Below are 23,187 nucleotides of genomic sequence, written 5' to 3'. Positions count from 1 at the left end.
CGCATCCGACAGACTCTGCCGCGAAGGAGCATATCGTGACCCCCACCATCATCGAACTGGCCACCACGGTGGGCCAGCAACTGCAGCGCAAAGGCTTGCTGCTGGCCACGGCCGAGTCGTGCACGGGGGGCGGCATCGCCCAGGCCATCACCGAGATCGCCGGCTCCACCGGCTGGTTCGACTGCGGCTTCGTCACCTATTCCAACGCGTCCAAGACCGAGATGCTGGACGTGCCGGCCGCGCTGATGGCGCAGCTGGGCAGCGTGAGCGAGGAGGTGGCGGCCGCCATGGCCAACGGCGCGCTGGCCGGCAGCAACGCCCATGTGGCCGTGGCCGTGACGGGCATCGCCGGCCCCACGGGCGCCGTGCCGGGCAAGCCGGTGGGCACCGTCTGCTTCGGCTGGTCCGACGGCAACCAGGTGCACACGGAGCGCCTGGTGTTCCCCGGCGACCGCCATGCCGTGCGCGAGCAGACCGTGATCCACGCGCTGCGCGGCCTGCTGCGCTTCATCGACTGAGCCGCATCGGCCGGCCGGGCCGCTCCGGCTGCGTTGCATCGGCTGCATCACATCGGCCGCACCACCTCGGCCGCGTTGCATCGGCCGCGTCCCCGCCGGCCGGGGCCGCTGGTTGCTATCCGCTCCCAAAACAATTACCCTCGACGCTGTGCGGCGGGCCGGTGGCCCGCGCACGTCCGACGGAATCACAGACTCAGGGAGTATTTCGATGCAAAACACGGTACATTTCATTCTCCAGGGCAAGGGCGGCATCGGCAAGACGCTGGTGTCGACCATCCTGGCCCAGTGGATCGCGGGCAAGGATGAAACGCCGCTGCGCTGTTACGACACCGACCAGGAGAACGCCACCTTCTCGCGCTACAAGGCGATGGCCGTCAAGCACGTGCCGGTGATGACGGACACGCGCAACATCGACCCCAAGCGCTTCGACGCCCTGATGATCGACATCCTGGAGGAGGACGGCAACTGCGTGATCGACAACGGCGCCAACACCTTCTCGCCGCTGATGGGCTACCTGATCGAGAACGACTGCTTCTCGCTGCTGGAGGAATCGGGCCGCAAGGTCTACATCCACACCATCGTCGGCGGCGGCGACACGCTGCACGACACCGCCATGGGCTTCGTGTCCACGGCCAAGTCGACCAATGTGCCGCTGGTGCTGTGGGAGAACGAGCATTTCGGCCTGCTGCAATCGGCGTCGGGCAAGCAGTTCACGGAATCGCAGACCTATGCCGACAACGCGGCGCGGGTCAAGGGCCGCGTGGTGCTGACCCAGCGCAACGCCGACACCTTCGGCGCCGACATCAAGAAGATGAACACGGCGCGCCTGACGGCCAACGAGGTCAGGGAAAGCGACAAGTTCAACGTGATGGAGAAGCAGCGCATCAAGGTCGTGTTCCGCGACCTGTTCGAACAACTCGACAAAGTGCAGTGGTAACGCCCATGGACCAGCACAAGCTGCGCAGCCTCGTGTTTGAAAAGACCGGCGTGCGGATCGACGTCGACGATCCCATCTTCGCGCTGGTGGCGCTGAACGAGGCGGTGCTGGAGGAGACGGTGGCGCGCCACGTGGCGCTGATCGACGCCGCCTCGCGCGAGCTGGCGCAGCACGCGCGCGCGGCCGGTGGCTTGCCGGAGGCGGTCGCATCGCCAGCGTCGACGGCGACGGCGGACAGCGCCAGCACAGCGGCCGACGCGCCAGGCACGCCTGTGGCCGCGCAGGCGCCATCGGCGGCGTCCGCTCCGGACGCGCCCATGGCTGGCGCCTTCTCCCCGCGCGAATGGCGTTTGCTGGGCGCGGCGGCGGCCGTGTCCACGCTCAGCGCCCTGCTGGTGCTGGGCGGCCAGGCCCTGTTCTTCAAACCCGTGCCGCCGCCCGCCCCCATCGTGCAAGCCAAGAGCCTGACGGCCGAACAACTGCTGGCCATCCAGAACGGCGAAAAGCTGGCCAAAGCCGTGCAGAAACTCGATCCCAAGGCCCGCAACCTGCTGCAGGCGGAAATGCAGAAATAGTGCACTAATAGTGCAGGAGTATTGCCGCCAGCGCGATGCAACTGACAATTACACCAACCACGACCATAAATACGCCGATTCCCGTCATCAGACGATGACGTGTCTTACGCTGGTAAAGATAATCGAACAATTTCTCCATCATCGGCTCCCTGTGCACCGCTTAACACCCGCCTCGTTCAGCCCAGAGGTGGGTAAAGCTAAACGAAATGGCTACAATCACGGACGCCCAAATCGAGATTAGCATAATGCGGGACATGTTGCCCTTTGCTTCAACCGCCGTATGTTCAGCCTGGTCGCCCGTCTCTTCAATTGCGTCTGTCGCACCCAACAGAACAAGTACGGACGAGCCAATGATGATCAGCACGTGTCCACCTACCAGAATAGCTGTGATGACCGTACTCTCATCCTGGTTCGCCGCGCACGCGACGTGGCCGGCAGCCTCGTAACAAGCTGCGGCACAGAGCGCAATAACAGTCCAGAATAGTTGCCCTTCCTGCAGAGACCGGCGTATGAGTTTGCCGACGCTGCCCTCATGCCGCTTACTCGCGAACAGCAAAGGAAACAATGCAATAGGCGCCAACAGCGGCACGCAAACATTGAGCAATAGCCAGCCCATAAATTTCAAGACTTCCATAGCGCAAGGATTCCGAAGATGGGATGCCAGCCGGATTCATTCAGGCATCCACATTTACATGCGTTCAGCAGGCGGGTGATGACCTGCCGCAACATCGAGATCACCGCAACGTCCCAAGTCGCGCCAGACTGGCATTGGCCACCATCGCATGTCATTTTCTGCTAACATATGAACACCTATTCATATGTTAGCCATGAAATCCTACGCCGAATCCGATCCCGCCATCGCGCAGCTGGCCGATTTGTTCCACTTGCTGGGCGATCCGACCCGCTTGCGCATCGTGCTGGCCTGCCTGACCACGCCGGTGGCCGTGAGCTCGATCGCCGCCTCGCTGCACTTGAGCGGCTCGCTGGTGAGCCACCATTTGCGCCTGCTGCGCGCGGCGCGTATCGTCAAGTCGGAACGGCATGGCAAACAAGTGTTCTACACCGCCGCCGATGCCCACATCAGCGACGTCCTGTGCGATATGCTCGAACATGTCGCCGAACCTTCCCCGGGAAACGAAGCATGAGCCGCCACCACGATCACCACGGGCATGACCATGCTCACCACGACCACCAGCACGCCCCCGCGCCGGCCGCCAAAGCCGCGTCGTCCGGCCACGACCATGGCCACGGCCACGCGCACGGCCACCATCACCACCACGGCGACCCGACCACCCACGGCCGCGCGTTCGCCATCGCCATCGCGCTCAACAGCGTGTTCGTGGCGATCGAGTTCATCTACGGTTTCATCGCCAATTCGACGGCGCTGATGGCCGACGCCGGCCACAACCTGTCGGACGTGCTGGGCCTGATGCTGGCCTGGGTGGCGGCCATCCTGGCCAAGCGGCTGCCCGACGGCCGCTACACCTACGGCATGCGCAGCAGCTCGATGCTGGCCGCCCTGTTCAATTCCATGCTGCTGATGCTGGCCTGCGGCGCCATCGCGTGGGAGGCGGTCCAGCAATTGCTGCATCCGTCGCCGGTGGCCGGCGTCACGGTGTCGGTGGTGGCGGCCGTGGGCATCGCCATCAACGGCTTCTCGGCCTGGCTGTTCATGGCCGGCAGCAAGGACGACATCAATATCCGCGGCGCCTACCTGCACATGGCGGCCGACGCGGCCATCTCGCTGGGCGTGCTGCTGGCCGGCCTGGCCGTGATGTACACGGGCTGGAGCTGGCTCGATCCGCTGGTCAGTATTTCCATCGTGGCGATCATCGCGTGGAGCACATGGTCGCTGCTGAAGATGTCGCTCCGCATGATGATGGCGGCCGTTCCGGACGGTGTGAACCACGCCGACGTGGAGCGCTTCCTGCGCGGGCGCGAGGGCGTGGCCGATATCCACGACCTGCACATCTGGGCCATGAGCACCACCGAGACGGCGCTGACGGTGCACCTGGTGATGCCGGCCGGCTATCCGGGCGACGTGGCCATGGACGCCATCACCGACCAGCTCAAGCACGACTATGCGATCCACCACTGCACGCTGCAGATCGAACAGGGCACCACGGTCCACGCCTGCAGCCTGCAAGACAAAGCGCCAGCCCGCGCGGACAGCCATGACCATGGCCACGATCACGATCATGACCACGACCACGGTCATGCGCACGATCACGGCCACCGGCACTAAACACAACGTTTAAATACGACGGCCGGCTGGACGCCGGCCGTCTTCAATACGCGGCGCCCGCGCGGCGCCGCGTGCGTACTCAGTCCGCCAGGTTGGCGTACAGCGGCGTGCTCAGATAACGCTCGCCGAACGACGGCACGATGGTGACGATCAGCTTGCCCGCGTTCTCGGGCCGCTGGGCCACCTGCATGGCGGCCCACAGCGCCGCGCCGGACGAAATCCCCACCAGCAAGCCTTCCTGCCGGGCCGCCTCGCGCGCCGTGGCGAACGCGTTGTCGTTGCTGACGCAGACGACTTCGTCATAGACCTTGGTGTTCAGCACGCCCGGCACGAAGCCGGCGCCCAGCCCCTGGATCGAGTGCGGTCCCTTGGTGCCCTTGGACAGCATGGGCGACGCCTCCGGCTCCACGGCGATGCACTGGAAGCCCGGCTTGCGGGCCTTGAGCACCTCGCCCACGCCGGTGATGGTGCCGCCCGTGCCCACGCCGGCCACGAGGATGTCGATCCGGCCATCGGTGTCGCGCCAGATTTCCTCGGCCGTCGTGCGGCGGTGCACGGCCGGATTGGCGGGGTTGTTAAATTGCTGCGGCATCAGGCAGCGCGGATCGGCCGCGCACATTTCCTCGGCCTTGCGGATGGCGCCCAGCATGCCTTCGGCGCCCGGCGTGAGCACCAGTTCGGCGCCGTAGGCGCGCAGCAGCATGCGGCGCTCGCGGCTCATGGTGTCGGGCATGACCAGCGTGCAGCGGTAGCCGCGCGCGGCGCACACCATGGCCAGCGCGATGCCGGTGTTGCCGCTGGTCGGTTCGACGATGATGGTGTCGGGCCGGATCTGGCCGGCCGCCTCGGCCGCCTCGATCATGGCCAGGCCGATGCGGTCCTTCACGCTGTGGGCCGGGTTCGCGTATTCGAGCTTGGCCAGGATTTGCGCGCCGGCGCCGGCGGCCAGACGGTTCAGGCGTACCAGCGGGGTGTTGCCGATCAATTCAGTGACGTCGTTGGCGATCTTCATTTGTTATTCTCCGCGGGTGGAATTCGAATCAATAGTCTACCGCTTTTTGTTGGGCGCGTGAGCCGCGCCCACGCGGGACCGGCGTTATTTCACGTCCATCAGTTCGACCTCGAACAGCAGTGCGGAATTGGGCGGAATGTCGCCGCCCGGCGCGCCGCGCGCACCGTAGGCCAGATCGCTGGGGATGATCAGGGTCCGCTTGCCGCCCACCTTCATGCCCTGCACGCCCTGGTCCCAGCCTTTGATGACGCGGCCCGCGCCGAGCGGGAATTCCAGCGGTTCGCCGCGGCCCGGGTCGCGCGAGGAATCGAACTTCTTGCCTCGGAAATTGCGCGCCAGCGGACGATACAGCCAGCCCGTGTAATGGACGCGGACGATGGAGCCGGCCATGGCCTCCTTGCCGTGGCCGACCTTGGTGTCGGTGATGATGAGCTGATCGGCCAGCGGGCCGGGGCTGGCCGATCCCGGCACGATGGGCGCTGGCGCGGGCGCGGCGGCCGGCGCATCGGCGGCCGGCGTAGTGGCCGGCTGCGGCGACGCCTGGTCCTGGGCCTGGGCCGGCAACGCGGCCAGGGCGACGCTGGCGCCGCAGAAAGCGAGGGTAATGAAACGACGCATCATGTTGTATTCTTTCGGTCAGAGTTGAACGTGGCCGCGCACGGCAAGCCGGGGCGGCATCATCATAGCAAAACCTGCCATTCATGCACGACGATACCGGATCTCAGAAGTTGTTTTTCGCGCTTTGGCCAGCGCCGGCCGAGCGGGACGCGCTCGCGCCGTGGCAAAAGCTGGTGCGCGGACGGCCCGTGGTTTCGGCCAACCTGCACTTGACGCTGGCCTTCCTGGGCTGGCAGCCGGCCGGCGCCGTGGCGCCGCTGATGGCCATCCTCGACCGCTTGCGGGTGCCGCCGCTGGAACTGGAATTCGACATGCTCGGCCACTTCAGCGGCCAGCGCATCGCGTGGGCCGGCATGCGCGCGCCGCCGCCGGCGCTGCTGGCCTTGCAGGAGGAATTGATCGCCGCGCTGGCGCAGGCCGGGTTCGCGGCCGACAGCCACGGCCCGTTCCGTCCCCACGTGACGCTGGCGCGCCACGCGCCCGCGCCCGAGGCGCAGATCGCCGCGCCCGTGCAGTGGCGCCAGGCGCAGGTGGCGCTGATGCGCTCGGGCACGCCGGACGGCGTGTACCGCGTACTGCGCGCCCGGCGCCACTAGGCCGTCGGCGCCGACGCGGCGGATAGAAATACGTCGCCCACCCCTAATAGGCCGCGTACTCGGACGCTCAGCATGGATTCCCGCTTGCGCGGGAATGACGATCGCGGGTACTGTAGCCCGACTTAGCGGGGACCCGACTTAGGCAACTTCGGCCCGCGCGTCGGCCGCAACGTCAGCCACGTCGGCAGGCGCCACGGCCACGCCATCGGCCAGCTTGCGCAGCATGTGGCTGGCGGCCACCATGCCGAAGCTGGCCGTGACCACCATGGCCGAGCCGAAACCGGCGCAGTTCAGGCCCGTCACGCCGCCACGGTCGTCGCCGTCCACGGCGCACGCCTCGCCCGTTTCGGGGAACTTGAGCGGCTCCATCGAGAACACGGCATCCACGTTGAACTTGTTCTTGGTGCCGCGCGGGAAGCCGTACTGGTTGCGCATCAGCTTGCGCACGCGCTTGAGCAGCGGCTCCTGTTCCGTGCGGGCCAGGTCGCGCACCTGGATCTGGGTCGGATCGGTCTGGCCGCCGGCGCTGCCGATCATCATCAGCGGGATGGCGCGCGCGCGGCAGTAGGCCAGCAGCGCGGCCTTGGCCTTGGCGCTGTCGATGGCGTCGAGCACGTAGTCGTAGCCTTTGCCGCCTATCATCTGGTCGAGGTTGTCGGGCGTGATGAAGTCCTCCACCTGGTGCACCTGGCAATAGGGATTGATCTGGGCGATGCGCTCGGCCAGCGCCGTCACCTTGGCCTGGCCGACCGTGCTGGTCAGCGCCTGGATCTGGCGGTTGATGTTGGACTCGGCCACGTTGTCGAGGTCGATCAGCGTGAGCTGGCCGATGGCGCTGCGGGCCAGCGCCTCCACCGCCCACGAGCCGACCCCGCCCACCCCGATCACGCAGATGTGGGCATGGCGGAAACGTTCGAGCGCGGCGGCGCCGTACAGCCGCGCGATGCCGCCGAAGCGGCGCTCGAAATCGACCTCGTCGCCAAAAATTGGCATGCTATTGATATCGGTACTGTTCATCCCGCCATTTTAACGGACGTGCCGGCAAAATTATTTTAGAATGCCTTAGTTGGCAGCCAGTCAACTCCTGCCGACCTCCCTCCACGCGCCTTTTCCGAGACCATCCATGAGCATTTCCCTGATCGATACCGCGCCCGATTTCAACCAACCGATCGCTGTCCTAAAACACTGCCACGATCGCATCCGCAAGCAATTGCAGACGCTGCAGAACCTGCTGGGCCACCTGCCCCAGCATGGCGCCGACACCGCCGCCCAGAAGGCGGCCGAGGCCATTCTGAAATATTTCGACAACGCCGCGCCGCTGCACCATGGCGACGAGGAGCAAGACCTGATGCCGATGCTGCAGGCCACGGCGCGCGGCGCCGACGCGGCGCTGCTGGCGGCCGTGGTGCCCGGCATCCTGGCCGATCACGCGCGCATGGACGCGGAATGGTCTATACTAAAATCACAACTTGATAAAATTGCCAACGGTGCCGGCACGGCGCTGTCGGTGCAGGATGTGACCCGCTTCAGCGAAGCCTACGCGGCCCACATGCTGACCGAGGAAACCCAGATCGCGCCGATGGCCAAGCGCCTGTTCACGGACGAACAGATGGAATTGCTGGGCCAGGCCATGCAGCGCCGGCGCGGCATCGTCCCCACCAGCGCCCAGACCCTGGCCGATTTGCGGCTCGATTACGGTCTGGCCAGCCTGAGCGAGGAGGATGTGCTGGCCAACCCGATCGCGCAGTTCTCGAAGTGGTTCGACGAGGCGCTCAACGCCCAGGTGGCCGAACCGAACGCGATGAGCGTGTCGACCGTGGACGCGGACGGCAAACCGACGTCGCGCATCGTGCTGATCAAGCAGTACGACGAGCGCGGCTTCACGTGGTACACGAATTACGACAGCCAGAAGGGCCAGCAGCTGGCCGCCAATCCGCATGCGGCGCTGCTGTTCTTCTGGAGCGAGGTGGAGCGCCAGGTGCGCATCGAAGGCCGGGTCGAGAAAACCTCGGCCGAGGAAAGCGACAAGTATTTCTACAGCCGGCCCGTGAAGAGCCAGCTGGCCGCGCTGGCGTCGAAACAGAGCGCGCCCATCGGCAGCCGGGCGCAGATGGAAGAAAATTATGAAGCCGTGGCCCAGGCCCAGGGCGAACAGCCCAAGCGTCCCGATTACTGGGGCGGCTACCGCCTGATCCCCGAGCGTATCGAGTTCTGGCAAGGCCGCCGTTCGCGCTTCCACGACCGCATCGTGTACGTGCGCCAGCCCGACGGCAGCTGGGTCAAGCAGCGCCTGCAGCCCTGATCCCGCCCCGGCGGGGGAGCGCGCGGACGCTGGCGGCGGCCGGCTGGAACGGTTGTGACGACTTTTGTGTTTCTGAACCTGGGGCGGCCATGCCGTCCCTCACCCGGAGGCTATCTTGTTCCTACAAAACCGACTCAGCAGCTGGACCACGGGCATCCGCCAGCAAATCGCCCTGCCCTTGCGCATTGAATTGTGGGATGGGCAGCGCATCGACTTTTCCGCCGACGCGCCGCGCGTGACGATCCGCGTGCCGCGCGCCTCGGCCCTGCGCTACCTGCTCACCCCCTCGCTGTCCAACCTGGGCACGGCCTACGTGGAAGGGGCGATCGAGGTCAAGGGCAAGGCGCGCGACATGATCGCCGTCGTCAACGCGCTGGCCCGCGCCACGCTCAAGGCCGAAGGCAAGTTCGCGCGCATCGTGCGCAGCATCAGCCACGACCGCGACAAGGATGCGCAGGCCATCCGCTACCACTACGACGTTTCCAACGACTTCTACCGGCAGTTCCTGGACCCGAACCTGGTCTATTCCTGCGCCTATTTCGAAACGGGCGAGGAAGACCTGGCCACGGCCCAGCTCAAGAAGATCGACCACATCCTGGCCAAGATCGCGCTGCGGCCCGGCCAGCGCCTGCTCGACATCGGCTGCGGCTGGGGCGCGCTGGCGATCCGGGCGGCCCAGCGCTACGGCGCCCGCTGCGTCGGCGTCACGCTGTCGGAGAACCAGTGCGCGCTGGCGCGCGAGCGCGTGCGCGCGGCCGGCCTCGAACACCTGGTCGACATCCGGCTGCAGGACTACCGCGACGTGCGCGGCCAGTTCGACCGCATCACCAGCGTCGGCATGTTCGAGCACGTGGGCCTGCGCCACCTGCCCGACTATTTCGCCACCATCCGCGAACTGCTGGCCGACGATGGCCTGGCCATGAACCACGGCATCACCAGCACCGATCCCGACAACGGCGAGACGCCGTACGGCGGCGGCGAATTCATCCAGAAATACGTGTTCCCGCACGGCGAGCTGGCCCACCTCGGCCAGGTGCTGAAAGCGATGCAGCAGGGCCAGCTCGAAGCGTACGACGTGGAAAACCTGCGCCGCCACTACGCCCGCACGTGCGCGCTGTGGACCGAGAATTTCGAGGCCCACGCCGACCAGGTACGCGCGCTCGGCGGCGACAAGCGCTTCCGGATCTGGCATGTCTACCTGGCCGGCTGCAGCTACGCGTTCGAGCAGGACCTGATCAGCCTGTACCAGATCGTGTGCGGTAAGGCGGGCCGTTCCGCCTCCGCCCTGCCCTGGTCGCGCCGCTACATGTACGGCGCGCCCGACGCCGCTCAGCCGGCCTTGGGTGCGCCGCCGCCGGTGACCGTCCTGAGCGCCTCGTAGACCTGGGCCAGGGCCGGTTCCAGCCGGGCCGCCGCCTGCGCCTGGGCCTGGGCCGCGCCGCCGTTGCCGCCGGCCCGCAGGCTGGCAGACAATTGCTCGGCCGCTGCCAGCGCCCGCGCCGCCCCGAAGTTGACCAGCACGCCCTTGAGGCTGTGCACGGCCCGCGCGCTGCGCGCCGTGTCGCCGGCCGCCAGCGCCGCCGTCAACTCCTGCCACAGTTGCGGGCCGTCGTCGAGGAACAGCGCGGCCAGTTCGCGCAGCAGGTCGGCGTCGCCATCGAGCCGTTGCAGGGCCGCGCGCCAGTCGAGCACCAGCTGCGCCGGCTGCGGCCGGTAGCGGGCCAGCATGTCGGCCAGGGCGGCGCTGTCGACCGGCTTGGCCAGGTAGTCGTCCATGCCCGCCTCCAGGCAGCGTTCGCGGTCGCCGGCCATGGCGCGCGCCGTCATGGCGATCACGGGCACGTGGCCGCCCCGTTGCAGTTCGCGCTGGCGCAGCTGGCGGGTGGCGGCCAGCCCGTCCAGGCCCGGCATCTGCACATCCATCAGGATCAGGTCGTACGGCTCGCGCGCCGTGCGCTCAAGCACGGTCAGGCCGTTGTCGGCCAGCGTGACGTGGTGGCCCAGCTTCTGCAACAGGCGCAGCGCCAGCCGCTGGTTGACGGGATTGTCCTCGGCCAGCAGCACGCGCAAGCCGTCGGCGCCGGCCAGCGGCGGCGGCACGGGCTCGGCGCCCAGCGGGTCGGGACGCGGCGCCTGCACGCGCAGCGGCGGCAACGGCGCCACCAGCGCCACGCCCGTGTGCTTGAGCGGCACCGTGAAGCTGAACGTGCTGCCCTCGCCCGGCACGCTGTCCACGCCGAGCTGGCCCTGCATCAGGATCACCAGCCGCCGGCAGATGGCCAGGCCCAGGCCCGTGCCGCCGTACTGGCGCGTGGTCGAGCCGTCCACCTGGGCGAAGGCGTCGAAGATCATGGCTTGCTTTTCCGGCGGCACGCCGATGCCCGTGTCGCGCACGGCGAAGCGGACCTCGCAGCGGTCGTCATGGTCGCGCACCATCGACAGCGCCACCACCACGCTGCCGCTAGCCGTGAACTTGATGGCGTTGCCCACCAGGTTGACCAGCACCTGGCGCAGCCGGCCCGGGTCGCCCTTGACGATGCGCGGCAGCGCCGGCGGCAGTTCGCAGCGCAGCGCCAGCCCTTTCTGGCGCGCGCGCAAGTCCATGGCGCGCACCGTGTCGGCCACCAGCTGGCGCAGGTCGAACGGCACCTCCTCGATGTCGAGCTTGCCCGCCTCGATCTTGGAGAAGTCGAGGATATCGTCCACGATGTGGAGCAGCGCGTGGGCCGAGGCCTGCACCAGCGCCAGGTCGGCCCGCTGGGCGGGCGTGAGGTCCGACTCCAGCACCAGTTCCGTCATGCCGAGGATGCCGTTCATGGGCGTGCGGATCTCGTGGCTCATGTTGGCGAGGAATTCGCTCTTGGCCCGGCTGGCCGCCTCGGCCGATTCCACCGCCCGCTGCATGGCCTCGCGCGCGGCGCGCTGTTCGCTGATGTCGATGAAGTAGCCGAGCATGTAGCTGTTGCCGCCGCTGGTGATCACGTTGCGGCTGACCAGCACGTCGACCGGCGGGTCGAAGCCGGCCAGGCGGCGCTCGCTGGTGACCATGCGGCCGCTGCTCCATGCCTGCGCGTCCTCCTCGCGGGTCAGCGCCGCCCAGCGCGGCGAGGCGAAATCGTCGATGGTGCGGCCCAGGATCTCCACCCGCGAGCGCTGGGTCAGCTCCTCGAAGCGGCGGTTGAAACGCAGGAAGCGGCCTTCGCGGTCCTTCAGGAACACGGGGATCGGCAACTGGTCGAGGATTTGTTCCGTCAGCGCCTGGCCGCCGGCCTGGCCGGCCGCGTGCTGCGCGTCCTGCGCATCGAGCGCCTGCGCGCGGCGCGCGGCGCGCTTGTCGCGCCAGGTGCCGACGTTGCCGCGCTGCTGGCGGTTCTCCTTGCGCAGCAGGGCGTTGGCCTGGCGCAGCTGTTCGTTCTCCGCCTCCAGCTCGCGCAGCCGCGGCGCGATGCCGGGGTCGGCCCGCTCGGCCTGGGCGATCAGCGCCAGCAAGCCGTTGGCCAGCGTGGTCTCGCCGATGGCGCGCAGGTCGGCCAGGCGCTGCTGCATCTCCGCGTCGTCGGCCGCGTTCAGCGCGCGCCGCACCAGCTGGACCAGGCGTTCGTACTGCATCGATGGCGCCGGCTCAGGCCGGCGTCCCCTCGTCCTGGTAGCGGGCGCGGATGGCCTGCACGTCGCTCCAGCGCCGCAGCAGCGCCTGCACGCATTGCGGGTCGAAATGGCCGCCGCAGTTGTCGATCAGGTGCTGCCGGGCCGCCTCCATGGTCCACGCCTGCTTGTACGGGCGCACGCTGGTGAGCGCGTCGAACACGTCGGCCACGGCCACGATGCGGCCCACCAGCGGGATATCGTCGCCGGCCAGGCCGTGCGGGTAGCCGCCGCCGTCGTAGCGCTCGTGGTGGCTGAGGGCGATCTGGGCCGCCAGCCGCAGCATCGGCGCCTGGCAATCCTTGAGGATCTGGTAGCCGATGGCCGCGTGCAGGCGCATGATGGTCATCTCCTCGGGGTCGAGCCGGCCCGGCTTGAGCAGGATGTGGTCGGGCGTGCCGACCTTGCCGATGTCGTGCATGGGCGCGGCGTTGAGGATGTCCTGCTGCTGCCCGGGCGGCAGGCCCAGCTCGGCCGCGATCAGGCACGAGTAATGGGCCATGCGCTGGATGTGGGCGCCCGTCTCCGGGTCGCGGTATTCGGACGCGCGGCACAGCAGCATGATGGTTTCCTGCTCGCGCGCGCGCAGTTCGGCCGTGGCCTTGCTGACCTCCTCGGCCAGCCAGCTGGCGCGGTGCCGCAGGCTCACGCTGGCGCGCCGCAGCGCCAGCATGTTGCGCGTGCGGGCCAGGAATTCGACCTTGTCGATCGGCTTGATGAGGAAGTCGCTGGCGCCGTTCTCGAGCGCCCGGTGCCGCACCTCGACGTCCACGCTGGCCGTCACCATCAGCACCGGCGGGCGTTCATCGACGGGCGCCTGCAGCCCGGCGATCAGTTCCAGGCCGTTCAGGTCGGGCATCATGTAGTCGACGATCAGCAAGTCGTAGGGATGGCTGTTGCACCAGTCCAGCGCCGCGCGCGCGGACTGGAACGTGACGGTGCCCACGCCGTCGAGCTTGTCGATCAGGCGCGACATCAGCACCAGATTGATGTGGGTGTCGTCGACGATGACTACCTTCATGCGCGCTCCGCCGTGAGGGGATGGTTACTTGCGGCGTTCGCCGTAAGTCTTGCGGAACTTGGCCACCTTGGGCGCCACCACGAAGGCGCAATAGCCTTGCAGCGGGTGCTGGCGGAAGTAGTCCTGGTGGTAATCCTCGGCCTTGTAGTAGGGCTGGGCCGGCGCCAGCTCGGTGACGATGGGCGCGTCCCACACGTGGGCCATGGCGGCGATCACCTGGCGCGCCGTCGCCTCCTGTTCCGGTGACTGGTGGTAGATGACGGAGCGGTATTGGGTGCCCACGTCGTTGCCCTGGCGGTTCAGCGTGGTGGGGTCGTGGATGGTGAAGAAGATTTCGAGCAGCTCGCGGTAGCCGATCACGGCCGGGTCGAATTCGAGCTTCACCACTTCCGCATGGCCCGTGGCGCCGCTGCACACTTGCTCGTAGGTGGGATCGGGCTGGGCGCCACCCGTGTAGCCGGACTCGACGTGCAGCACGCCGGCCACCTCCTGGAACACCGCCTCCAGGCACCAGAAACATCCTCCCCCCAGCACCGCCGTTTCCGTCGCGGCCGCCGCCCCCGTGTTGCTCGTCATGACATCCCCTGCTCGTCGGCTGTTCGATGAGACTAACTGTAACGCAAACGGCGGGGCCGCGCACCTATTACAGAAAACGCGGTGATTGCCATGGCCCCTGTGATTCTTTGGCATAATGGCGGAAAGACACAGGCAACTCATGAATACTCGCTCCCCGCGCGCCCCGGCGCCCACGTTCGACTCCGGTCACTTCCGCCAGGCGCTGGGACAGTTCGCCACCGGCGTCACCGTCATCACCACCCGGCTGGCCGATGGCAGCTTCCGTGGCCTCACGGCCAGCTCCTTCAACTCCGTCTCGCTGACGCCGCCGCTGGTGTTGTGGAGCCTGGGCGCGAGCGCCAACAGCATGCCCATCTTCAGCGGCAATTCGCACTACGTGATCAATGTGCTGGCGGCCGACCAGGCGCACCTGGCCAAGGTGTTCTCCAGCCGCGGCGATTATCCGTGGGACACGGTGCCGTACGAGCTGTCGCGCACCGGGCAGCCCATCCTCACGGGCGCCTGCGCGTGGTTCGAATGCCACAACCGCAGCCGCTATCCGGAGGGCGACCACGTGATCTTCGTGGGCGAGGTCGAGCATTGCGAATTCATCCCGCGCCCGCCGCTCATCTTCCACGGCGGCCAGTTCCACAGCCTGGCCTGAGCCGGGCGCCCCAACAAAAAAAAACCCGCCGGCTGGCGGGTTGGTCCGGTGCCGCCCCGGGCGGTCAGAACTGGTAGCCGACGCTGACGCTGACGGCCAGCGGGTCGAGCCGCACATCCTGCAATTGGCCGGTCGAGAAGTGCACCTTGGTCTTCAGGAAGGTCTTGATGACGGTGGCGTCGACGAACCAGCGCTGGTTGATGCGCGCCGTGCCGCCCAACTGGACGCTGGCGGCGAACTTGTTGTCCAGCTTGAAGCTGCTGCCGGGGCCGCCCGTGTTGAGCAGCGCCGTCAACTGCGCCGAGCCGCGCTCCTTCTGGAAGTAGGCGTACGTCAGGCCCAGGCCCACATAAGGGCGCACGGTGGCGGCCGGCGGCAGGAAGCGGTACTGGGCGAAGATGGTGGGCGGCAGCACCTCGGAGCTGCCCACCTTGCCCGTGCCCTCGATGGCGCCGGCGCCGATCAGGTCATGCTTGTAGGGCAGCCCCAGGTCCAGCTCGGTGGAGATGTTATCGGTGTACATATAGGCCACCGTGAAGCGGGGCTTGGTGTCCGATTCCACGTCGGCCTTGGTGTGCGGCAGCGCCGGCGCCGACACGTCGCCGCTGTCGACCTTGGGGGTGATCTTGTTGATGCCCAGCGTGCCCAGCCAGTTGCCCGCGCTTTGCGCCGACGCCGCCGAGGCGGCCGTCATGGCGGCCGCCAGCGCCAGCAGTTGCAGCGTCTTGCCGATGGTGTTGTTGCGCTCTTTCATAGTGTCTCCAGATTCGTTGTGTGCGTGGCCGTCGCCGGCCTGTTGCCCGGGGCCGCCCGCGGGCGGCCCGGCGCGGCCTTACAGCCAGCCCTTGATCACCAGCTTCTCGGCCACGAAGCGCGCCAGCAGCAGGTTGGTGAACGGGGTCGGGTGCACGTCGTCGGCGAAGAAGTAGTGGCTGACGTCGCCCGCTTTGAGGTTGGAACCGTTGCACACCAGCGAGCTGCCGAGCGGGTTCCTGGCCGGGCTCAGATCGCACGCCGTGTCGGTCACATTGGTCAGGCCGTAGGGGCCGGGATTGATGGCCTCGTCGTGGCTGACGGCGAACACGTCCACCAGCACCACCTTGGCTTCGCCGGCCAGGCCGTTGCTGAGGGCGGTGTTGAAGGCGCCCACCATGGCGTTGATCAGGGCCTGGGTGGTGGCCCCCTGGCTGCGTCCGGACGGCGTGGAGGCCACGTCCGGCAGGTTGTTGACGACCACGTAGTTGGCGCCGTTGCCGACGATCTGGGTCTTGACCAGGGTCGCCAGCTCGGTGCCGGCCTGGCCCAGGGCGGCGATCAGCTCCGGACCGTGGGCGGCCGCGTAATCGGCGCCGGCCTTGGCGCCGGCGGCGGCGGCGTCCGCCTGGGCCTTGGTTACCATGGGGCCATACACGGCCGGCGAGGCCACGGCCGAGTCGCCGGGCTGGACGGCGGCCGCGCCGATGGCGGCCTGGGTCACGCTGGCGTCCGTGTGGCCGGGCCGCGCGGCCTCGGTCGCCATGGCGACGCTGATGGCCTGGGCCGCCGACTGCGGGTCGGTGGCGCCGGCCGCCAGCTGGCCGACCAGGCTGGTCGCGTAGGCGCTGGTGCCGGCCGCCGTGCCAGCCGCCGTGGCGGCGGCCGACAGCTGGGCCAGCTGGATCAGTACATCGTTGCCGCCGGCCATGACGAGCACCATCTCGTCGCCCTTGAACTTGCCGCCCGTGGCCGCCAGGTGGTTGGCCACCTGGGTCACGACCGGCACCGTCAGGCTGCCCAGCGGGCTGCCGGTCAGCTTGTTGCCGGGGCCGACGGGATTGGTGACGCGCGCGCCGCCCTGGGCATAGCCGTAGCAGCCGGGGTGGTTCGCCACCTGCACCGAGAAGCCCTGGCTGGCGTCGCCGTCCAGGCCGGTCTGGGCCGGGCATGGCGCCGGCAGGCCCAGCTGCGCCGCCACCAGTTCGGTCCAGTTGCGGCCCGTCAGCGCGGGGTTGACGGCCGTGTTGTCGCCGTTGATGGTGAATTTTCCGCCGCCCAGCGCCTTGACCGTGCCGACGGCGTAGGTGCCGATGTCGGACAGGCTGTCGCCGAAGGTGACCTGGGCGCTGTACTGGACTTTAAGGGTTTGGTTGCCGGGCGCGGAGCCGTTGCCGCCGCAACCGGCGAGGACGGCCAGGGCCATTGCGGCGAATGCAAGTTTGGTGTGACGCATTGTGTCTCCTGTTGATTTTTTTGAGGTTATGAGCACGTCATTAGCACGCGCGTGCTATTCACAACCCGACCAATATGCCAAACTTGCTGTCCCTTGCATAGGCCGGCGCACAACAGTGCCGGGCTTGTTACAAAATAAAGGCGGCCTGTGCGGCCGCCCTGTCGAATGGACAACTTCCCTGGCCGCCGGCTAGCGGTTCAGCCTGGCCTGGAAGAAATCGCGCGTGGCGCGCATGCAGAACGGCGCGACGAGGCCGGCGTGATAGCTGGCGCGCACGGCCTGGTCGCCGGCCGCGCCGCCGCCGGACGCGGTGCGCAGCAAGGCCTTGGCCGCTTCGAATGCCAGCCGGGTCGAACCGTAGCTGTCGACGATGATGCCGCTCTCCAGGTCCAGCACGGTCAGGCTGGCGGCCGTCATGCCATGGGCCTGGAAGTAGTCGGCCGTGGCCGTCGCGTTCTGGAACGGCACCACCGGGTCTTGCGCGCCGCCGCACAGCAGTGTGGGCACGGCCGGCACATAATTGCGTAAATCGTTCTTCACCAGCCATTTGCGCAGCGTGTGCATGGGCATGCAGTTGAGCGGGTCGGCATTGTTGACGCCGCACGGGTGGCTGTTCATGTCGGCCAGGTAGCCGTCGCGGTAGCTGGTCCTGACCAGGTTGCCGGCGCCGAAGAAGCTGGCGTAGCCGTCGCCCTGCGGCAGCGATGCCGCGGCGAACAGCACGTCGTTCGGCAACGTGCCGGCCGCCACCAGGTCGCCCAGGCTGGTCGCGCCGGGCAGCAGGTCGGCGATGCCGGCCGCGTACGGCGCTTCGTAGATGTCGCTGGTGCTCGTGTACAGGCCGGCGTTGGCGTGCTGGCCGGCATTGATCAGCATGGGCAGGAAGGCGGCCGATCCCAGCGTGGGCGCGCCGCCGAAGATGGCGTCGCCGAACTGGGTCAGCGCATACGGGCCCGACATGGGCGCGGCGGCCGTCACCGTGAATTCGCCGGGGTAGCTGGTCTGCATGGCGCGCTGGGTGGCCAGCGCCACGTAGCCGCCCTGCGAATAGCCGGTGAGCAGCAACTGGCTCGATGGATGGGCGCCGATGGTGGCGAACACCTTGCGCGCGGCGCGCAGGCCGTCCACCATGTCGCTGCTCTGCTGGCTGCCATCCAGATAGGAATGGTAGGACAGCGACGAGCCCGCGTAGCCGGCGTAATCGGGCGCCACCACGATGTAGCCCTGGGCCGCGTACATGGCCGCCACCAGGCGCGGCTCGGCGGCCGACAGGTCGCTCATGTCGTTGCGCTTGAGCACGGACGTGCCATGCGCGTACAGCAGCACGGGGCGGTTGCCCGTGCACGCGCTGTCGGTGCCGGACGGCACCATGATGGCGGTGGCCGCGTCCGTATCCTCGCCGGCGCCGCCCACCGTGTGGTATTTCAGCGTGAACGTGGTGACGGCGCAGGTCGGCGTGCCGGTGAGGGTGCTGCTGCCCTTCTGGGACGCCTCGAGCAATTGCGTGAAGGCGGCCGGCTGCAGTGTGGTCACGCTGGCGCCGTTGACGGTGACGGGCACGACGGCGGCGGCGCCGATCAGGGTGCCGCGCAGCGTGGTGGGCGGTGGCGGCGCGACGATCACGCCGCCGTCGGAGGTCTGGCCGCTGCTGCCGCCACCGCCGCCGCAGGCGCTGAGCAGGGCCAGCGACAGCGCGGATGCGCAAACAAGGGACAGGTTGCTGCGGGAGGTCGGGGGGCGCATGGCGGTTCCTTGCTGGAGTCGGGATGGCCGGACGCACTTGTGGTCGTCCGGCAATCTCCAAAGCATAGCAGATTGGCAAGGTTACGGCGCCGCCGCCCTGAAAAATTCCCGCGCCGCCATCAGGCAGTACTGGGCCACGAGCCGGCCATGGTAATTGTCGAGCACGGCCTTGTGGGGATCGTGGTCGTGCGCGGCGGCGTCGGCCCCGGTGCGCTCGACGGCGCGGGCGAAGCCGGCGCGGATGTCCTGGTAGGCGTCCGGGGCGGCCGCCTCCAGGTCCAGCAGCACGGGCGCCACGCCGTGGGCGGCGAAATAGTCGCGCGCGGCGCTGGCGTTGGCGAACGGCACCACGGGGTCGCGCTGGCCGCCGCACAGCAGCAGCGGACTGCGCGGCTGGTAGCTGCGCAGGTCGTTTTTCCGCAGCCACTGGCGCAGGCGGTTGGCGCTGTGGCAGGCCAGCGGCTGGGCCGGGTCGGTGCCGCACGGGTGGGCCGCCACGTCCTGCAGGTAAGCCTTGCGGTAGCTGGTGCGCACCAGATTGCTGTCGGCGAAATGGGTGGGCGCGGCCTCGCCTTGCGGCGGCGCGTCGCCGGCGAACAGGGCGCCGGCCGGCAGCTTGCCTTGCTTGATCAGGTCGTCCATGCGCTGGGTGGCCGGCAGCACCGATTCGATGCCATCCGCATACGGTTCCTCGTACAGCTCGGCCGGCGAGGTGTACAGCGTGGCGCCCGACTTCTGGCCGGCCGTGGTCAGCAGCGGCAGATAGGCCGTGATGCCGACGTTGGGGCGGCCGCTGAAGATGTCGTCCGCCATCTGCAGCAGGGCGTAGGGGCCGGACAGGCCGGCCGTGGCCGTGACGTGGAATTCGTCGCCGTAACGGTCCTGCATGGCGCGCTGCGTGGCCAGGGCCACGAAGCCGCCCTGCGAATAGCCGGTCACGAACAGTTTTTGCGAGGTGCGCGCGCCCAGTTTGGGCAAGGCCGCGCGGGCGGCGCGCAGCGCGTCGGCCATGTCGCCGGCCTGCTGGTCGGCATTCAGGTAGGGATGGTAGGGCAAGGACGACACGCCATAGCCGGCATAGTCGGGCGCGACGACGATGTAGCCCTGGGCCACGAACATGGCGGCCACCAGCCGCGCTTCGCCGTTCAGGCGGGCCATGCTGAAGTTACGGTCGAGCACCGTGCCATGCGCGTACAGCAGCACCGGACGCGGGCCCATGCAGCGCTGGTCGTCGCCGCCGGGCAGCATCAGCACGCCGCCGGCGTCGGTCGCCTCGCCGCGCCCGCCGCCCGTCTCGTAACGCATCTTGTAGACGGTGATGCTGCACAGCGGTTCGCCGGCGATCGCCATCAGCACCCCGCCCTGCGCGCGCTTGAGGACGGCGCTGAGCGTGGCCGGTTCCAGACTGTCCACGCTGGCGCCGCCGCCGAGCGGGATCGGCACCAGCGTGGGGCCGTCGAGCAGCGTGCCGGCCGGGGGCGCGGGCAGTGGTGGGGCGGATGCGGTGGATGCGGTGGATGCGGCAGGTGGCGCCGCCGCGCTGGCGCCGCCGTTCTCCGCCGCGCTGGCCGCGCCGGCCAGGCCGGTCAGCAACGCCAGCGCCGCCACAGCGGCACGCGACACGACAGTGAGCGGGACGAGCGGATACGTGCACATGGCGGCCTCCTGGGTTGGTCAGGCGCGCCATGGCCGTTCGTATCAAAACATTAATATCGCATCAATGTCGACGGGCTTGTGATCAAGCGCGCAGGAACCTCTCAACAATACCAGAAGATCCGAATGCTGCGCGCCGCAATCGATCATTTACACCCAGCCAGGGCAACGCATGTGGTGGGGCTTCGACCAGGATCAAATCGGCGCCACTCTGGTCGAGCTGGCGCAACGCCGCGTACAGGCCGTACGCGTAGCCGACCGGCTCATCGGGCAGGCGCACGCGCGGACCGGCGCCGGTGATGGCCGAGTACGCGATCAGGGCCACCTTGCGGCCCAGGCCTTCCAGCCGGGCCAGCGTGGCCGGCAACGCATCCGGCGCCAGCATGGCCACCGGCGTGTGCGGCGCGTAGTGCGATTCCAGCGTGCCCGACGCGCGCGGCGCGCTCTGGTCCGGCAAGCCCGGCATCTGGCCGATCACGTCGGCGATCTGCTGGGCGCTGATGTGGCCGGGCCGCAGCAGCACCGGGCCGTGCGTGGCCAGCCGCGACAGGTCGACGATGGTCGATTCGATGCCGACCTCGCTGGGGCCGCCGTCGAGCACGGCCGCCAGCAGCGGCTCGGCGCCGAACTCGTCGCGCACGTGCTGGGCCGTGGTGGGGCTGACGTTGCCGAACTTGTTGGCCGACGGCGCGGCCAGCCCGCCCTTGCCGCCCTTGAACGCGCGCAGCAAGGCGATGGTGACCGGGTGCGACGGGCAGCGCACGCCGACCGTGTCCTGGCCGCCGGAGACGGCGTCGGGAATGTGGCTGGCGCGCTTGAGGATCAGCGTCAGCGGACCGGGCCAGAACGCCGCCGCCAGCTTGCGCGCCGCTTCCGGCACCTCGCTGACCCAGTAATCGAGGTCGGCGCCGGGCGCCACGTGCACGATCACCGGATGGTCCTGGGGCCGGCCCTTGGCCGCGTAGATGGCGGCCACGGCTTGCGGGTTTTCCGCGTCGGCGCCGAGGCCGTACACGGTCTCCGTGGGGAAGGCGACCAGCCGGCCGGCCTCCAGCAGCGCGGCGGCCGCGCTGATGGCGGCCGCGTCGGCGGCGGCGTTCGCGGGCACGTTCGCGGTCAATTTCGCGGCCGGGTCGGCGGCCGGATCGGTGGCCGCGTTGCCGGTCGCGCCGGCGCCGTGTTGCTGGTTACCGCTCACGGCGCGATGCCCAGGATGGCGCAAGCGGCCTGCAACTGCTGCTGCGCCTGCTCCAGCGTGGCGCCGATCAGGGTCAGGTGGCCCATCTTGCGGCCACGGCGCGGATCGTCCTTGCCGTACAGGTGCAGGCAAGCGCCCGGCAGCGCCAGCACGCGGTCCCAGGCCGGCTCGCGCGGCTGCTCGCCGGCGCCGTCGAACCACAGGTCGCCGAGGATGTTGAGCATCACGGCCGGCGAATGCTGGCGCACCTCGCCCAGCGGCAGGCCGGCCATGGCCCGCACCTGCTGCTCGAACTGGCTGCTGACGCAGGCGTCGATCGTGTAGTGGCCGCTGTTGTGCGGACGCGGCGCCATCTCGTTGACCACCAGCGTGCCGTCGTCGAGCACGAAGAATTCGATGCACAGCACGCCCACGTAACCAAGCTCGGCCACCATGGCGCGCGCCGCGTCCTGCGCCTTGCGCGCGCAGTCGGCCGACACGTTCGAACCCGGCACCGTGGTGGTGAACAGGATGCCGTCGCGGTGCACGTTCTCGGCGATCGGGTAGACCACGGAGGCGCCGTCGGCGCCGCGCGCCGTCAGCACCGACACTTCATAGGCCAGCGGCAGCATCTTCTCCAGCAGGCAGGTGACCTGCCCCATGGATTCGAACGCGGCGCGCACGTCCTCGCGCGTTTTGACGCGCACCTGGCCCTTGCCGTCGTAACCCATGCGCACGGTTTTCAGGATGCCGGGCAGCAGCGCGTCGTCGATGGCGGCCACGTCGTCGAACGACGCGATCACCTTGTGCGGCGCCGGCAGCACGCCCGACTTGGGCGCGCAGGCGACGAAGAATTTCTTTTCCGCGATGCGGTCCTGGGCCACCGACACGCCATGCGCGTTGGGCGCCACGAACACTTTTTCGGCCAGCCGCGACAGGCTGTCGGCCGGCACGTTTTCGAACTCGGTGGTGACGGCCAGGCAGCGCGCGGCCAGCGCGTCGAGGCCGGCCGCGTCGGCATAGCCGGCCTGCACCAGATGCTGGGCCACTTGGCCGGCCGGGCAATCGGCGGCCGGTTCCAGCACGGCCACCTGGTAGCCGAGGCTGTTGGCGGCCTGGGCGAACATGCGGCCGAGCTGGCCGCCGCCCATCACGCCCAGCCAATGGCCGGGCGCGGGCAACAGAATAGAGGAATCTACTTTACTCATTACACATTACGCTAGCGGCAAGGTCATGGCTTGTGCGGCGGCCGTCTGCTGGGCGCGGAACGCTTCCAGTTGGTCGGCCAGCGCGGCGTCGGTGGCGGCCAGGATGGCCACGGCCGTCAGGGCCGCGTTGGCGGCGCCGGCCTCGCCGATGGCGAAGGTAGACACCGGCACGCCCTTGGGCATCTGCACGATCGACAGCAGCGAATCCTCGCCGCGCAAATACTTGGACGGCACCGGCACGCCCAGCACCGGCACGATGGTCTTGGCCGCCACCATGCCAGGCAGGTGGGCGGCGCCGCCGGCGCCGGCGATGATGGCGCGCAGGCCGCGCGCGCGCGCCGTCTCGGCGTAGCTGAACATCTGGTCCGGCATGCGGTGCGCGGAGATCACTTGCGCCTCATGCGGCACGCCGAATTGCTTGAGGATGGCCACGGCGTGCTGCATCACGTCCCAGTCGGAGGACGAGCCCATGATCACGCCGACCAGTGCTTGGTTCTGTTCGCTCATCG

At 68.5% G+C, this 23,187-nt stretch carries 23 protein-coding genes; 9 read left to right on the top strand and 14 right to left on the bottom strand.

What is annotated here, in order from left to right:
• Window positions 1–35 precede the first annotated feature (35 nt).
• From AC1RQG_RS14505 to AC1RQG_RS14495, 3 genes are all read left to right on the top strand, one after another.
• On the top strand, window positions 36–518 hold the full coding sequence (locus AC1RQG_RS14505; protein ID WP_493132481.1) for a CinA family protein: 483 nt from the start codon (window positions 36–38) through the stop codon (window positions 516–518).
• A 208-nt stretch (window positions 519–726) separates the two neighbouring features.
• Window positions 727–1,455, top strand: a complete 729-nt coding sequence (locus tag AC1RQG_RS14500; protein WP_493132479.1) for a P-loop NTPase family protein — start codon at window positions 727–729, stop codon at window positions 1,453–1,455.
• A gap of 5 nt (window positions 1,456–1,460) precedes the next feature.
• A complete protein-coding gene (locus tag AC1RQG_RS14495; RefSeq protein ID WP_493132477.1) occupies window positions 1,461–2,030 on the top strand; it encodes a hypothetical protein in 570 nt (189 codons plus the stop codon).
• Window positions 2,031–2,190: 160 nt separating this feature from the next.
• Here the strand turns inward: AC1RQG_RS14495 and AC1RQG_RS14490 are convergent, their stop codons facing one another.
• A complete protein-coding gene (locus AC1RQG_RS14490) occupies window positions 2,191–2,664 on the bottom strand; it encodes a hypothetical protein (RefSeq protein WP_493132475.1) in 474 nt (157 codons plus the stop codon).
• 193 nt (window positions 2,665–2,857) lie between these two features.
• Between AC1RQG_RS14490 and AC1RQG_RS14485 the strand changes: the two genes are divergently transcribed.
• Window positions 2,858–3,175 (top strand): ArsR/SmtB family transcription factor, encoded by a 318-nt coding sequence (locus tag AC1RQG_RS14485; RefSeq protein WP_493132541.1) that lies wholly within the window; start codon window positions 2,858–2,860, stop codon window positions 3,173–3,175.
• Window positions 3,172–4,275: a cation diffusion facilitator family transporter gene (locus AC1RQG_RS14480; RefSeq protein WP_493132473.1), complete on the top strand. Its 1,104-nt coding sequence runs from the start codon at window positions 3,172–3,174 to the stop codon at window positions 4,273–4,275. The genes AC1RQG_RS14485 and AC1RQG_RS14480 overlap by 4 nt, the downstream gene beginning before the upstream one ends.
• 79 nt (window positions 4,276–4,354) lie before the next feature.
• On the opposite strand, the gene cysK is transcribed toward AC1RQG_RS14480, so the two are convergent.
• A complete protein-coding gene (gene cysK, locus AC1RQG_RS14475) occupies window positions 4,355–5,287 on the bottom strand; it encodes a cysteine synthase A (protein ID WP_493132471.1) in 933 nt (310 codons plus the stop codon).
• 84 nt (window positions 5,288–5,371) lie between these two features.
• Window positions 5,372–5,908, bottom strand: a complete 537-nt coding sequence (locus AC1RQG_RS14470; protein WP_493132469.1) for an FKBP-type peptidyl-prolyl cis-trans isomerase — start codon at window positions 5,906–5,908, stop codon at window positions 5,372–5,374.
• A 107-nt stretch (window positions 5,909–6,015) separates the two neighbouring features.
• Between AC1RQG_RS14470 and thpR the strand changes: the two genes are divergently transcribed.
• Complete coding sequence (thpR, locus tag AC1RQG_RS14465) at window positions 6,016–6,501, top strand: RNA 2',3'-cyclic phosphodiesterase (protein ID WP_493132467.1); 486 nt, start codon at window positions 6,016–6,018, stop codon at window positions 6,499–6,501.
• Window positions 6,502–6,639: 138 nt separating this feature from the next.
• Here the strand turns inward: thpR and tcdA are convergent, their stop codons facing one another.
• Window positions 6,640–7,494 (bottom strand): tRNA cyclic N6-threonylcarbamoyladenosine(37) synthase TcdA, encoded by an 855-nt coding sequence (tcdA, locus tag AC1RQG_RS14460; protein ID WP_493132465.1) that lies wholly within the window; start codon window positions 7,492–7,494, stop codon window positions 6,640–6,642.
• Between the two features lie 130 nt (window positions 7,495–7,624).
• Between tcdA and pdxH the strand changes: the two genes are divergently transcribed.
• Entirely contained in the window at window positions 7,625–8,803 is a 1,179-nt protein-coding gene (gene pdxH, locus AC1RQG_RS14455; protein ID WP_493132463.1) for a pyridoxamine 5'-phosphate oxidase, read from the top strand.
• Between the two features lie 115 nt (window positions 8,804–8,918).
• Window positions 8,919–10,184 carry a class I SAM-dependent methyltransferase gene (locus AC1RQG_RS14450; RefSeq protein WP_493132461.1) on the top strand — a complete coding sequence of 422 codons (1,266 nt, stop codon included), beginning with the start codon at window positions 8,919–8,921 and terminating at the stop codon, window positions 10,182–10,184.
• Here the strand turns inward: AC1RQG_RS14450 and AC1RQG_RS14445 are convergent.
• Genes AC1RQG_RS14445 through msrA form a run of 3 tightly spaced genes read right to left on the bottom strand, consistent with a single transcriptional unit; the run spans window position 10,133 to window position 14,045 of the window.
• A complete protein-coding gene (locus AC1RQG_RS14445) occupies window positions 10,133–12,412 on the bottom strand; it encodes a PAS domain-containing hybrid sensor histidine kinase/response regulator (RefSeq protein ID WP_493132459.1) in 2,280 nt (759 codons plus the stop codon). The genes AC1RQG_RS14450 and AC1RQG_RS14445 overlap by 52 nt on opposite strands.
• Window positions 12,413–12,425: 13 nt before the next feature.
• Window positions 12,426–13,469, bottom strand: coding sequence for an HD domain-containing phosphohydrolase (locus AC1RQG_RS14440; protein ID WP_493132457.1), 1,044 nt, complete (start codon window positions 13,467–13,469; stop codon window positions 12,426–12,428).
• A gap of 24 nt (window positions 13,470–13,493) precedes the next feature.
• Window positions 13,494–14,045, bottom strand: coding sequence for a peptide-methionine (S)-S-oxide reductase MsrA (msrA, locus tag AC1RQG_RS14435; protein WP_493132455.1), 552 nt, complete (start codon window positions 14,043–14,045; stop codon window positions 13,494–13,496).
• A 139-nt stretch (window positions 14,046–14,184) separates the two neighbouring features.
• Between msrA and AC1RQG_RS14430 the strand changes: the two genes are divergently transcribed.
• Window positions 14,185–14,688, top strand: coding sequence for a flavin reductase family protein (locus tag AC1RQG_RS14430; protein WP_493132453.1), 504 nt, complete (start codon window positions 14,185–14,187; stop codon window positions 14,686–14,688).
• A gap of 64 nt (window positions 14,689–14,752) precedes the next feature.
• On the opposite strand, the gene AC1RQG_RS14425 is transcribed toward AC1RQG_RS14430, so the two are convergent.
• From AC1RQG_RS14425 to purE, 7 genes are all read right to left on the bottom strand, one after another.
• Window positions 14,753–15,442 (bottom strand): OmpW/AlkL family protein, encoded by a 690-nt coding sequence (locus AC1RQG_RS14425; protein ID WP_493132451.1) that lies wholly within the window; start codon window positions 15,440–15,442, stop codon window positions 14,753–14,755.
• Window positions 15,443–15,520: 78 nt separating this feature from the next.
• A complete protein-coding gene (locus AC1RQG_RS14420; RefSeq protein WP_493132449.1) occupies window positions 15,521–16,897 on the bottom strand; it encodes an SGNH/GDSL hydrolase family protein in 1,377 nt (458 codons plus the stop codon).
• Between the two features lie 189 nt (window positions 16,898–17,086).
• Window positions 17,087–18,640, bottom strand: coding sequence for an alpha/beta hydrolase (locus AC1RQG_RS14415; RefSeq protein WP_493132447.1), 1,554 nt, complete (start codon window positions 18,638–18,640; stop codon window positions 17,087–17,089).
• 81 nt (window positions 18,641–18,721) lie between these two features.
• On the bottom strand, window positions 18,722–20,296 hold the full coding sequence (locus AC1RQG_RS14410; protein ID WP_493132445.1) for an alpha/beta hydrolase family protein: 1,575 nt from the start codon (window positions 20,294–20,296) through the stop codon (window positions 18,722–18,724).
• 82 nt (window positions 20,297–20,378) lie between these two features.
• On the bottom strand, window positions 20,379–21,401 hold the full coding sequence (locus AC1RQG_RS14405; protein ID WP_493132539.1) for an L-threonylcarbamoyladenylate synthase: 1,023 nt from the start codon (window positions 21,399–21,401) through the stop codon (window positions 20,379–20,381).
• A gap of 86 nt (window positions 21,402–21,487) precedes the next feature.
• Window positions 21,488–22,678: a 5-(carboxyamino)imidazole ribonucleotide synthase gene (locus AC1RQG_RS14400; protein ID WP_493132443.1), complete on the bottom strand. Its 1,191-nt coding sequence runs from the start codon at window positions 22,676–22,678 to the stop codon at window positions 21,488–21,490.
• Between the two features lie 6 nt (window positions 22,679–22,684).
• Window positions 22,685–23,185, bottom strand: a complete 501-nt coding sequence (purE, locus tag AC1RQG_RS14395; RefSeq protein ID WP_493132442.1) for a 5-(carboxyamino)imidazole ribonucleotide mutase — start codon at window positions 23,183–23,185, stop codon at window positions 22,685–22,687.
• Between the last annotated feature and the right edge of the window lie 2 nt (window positions 23,186–23,187).

Source organism: Rugamonas sp. GW822-FHT03B10 (assembly GCF_058801745.1).
The sequence above is the reverse complement of the archived record's forward strand: the minus strand, read 5'-3'. Positions and strand labels throughout refer to the sequence as shown.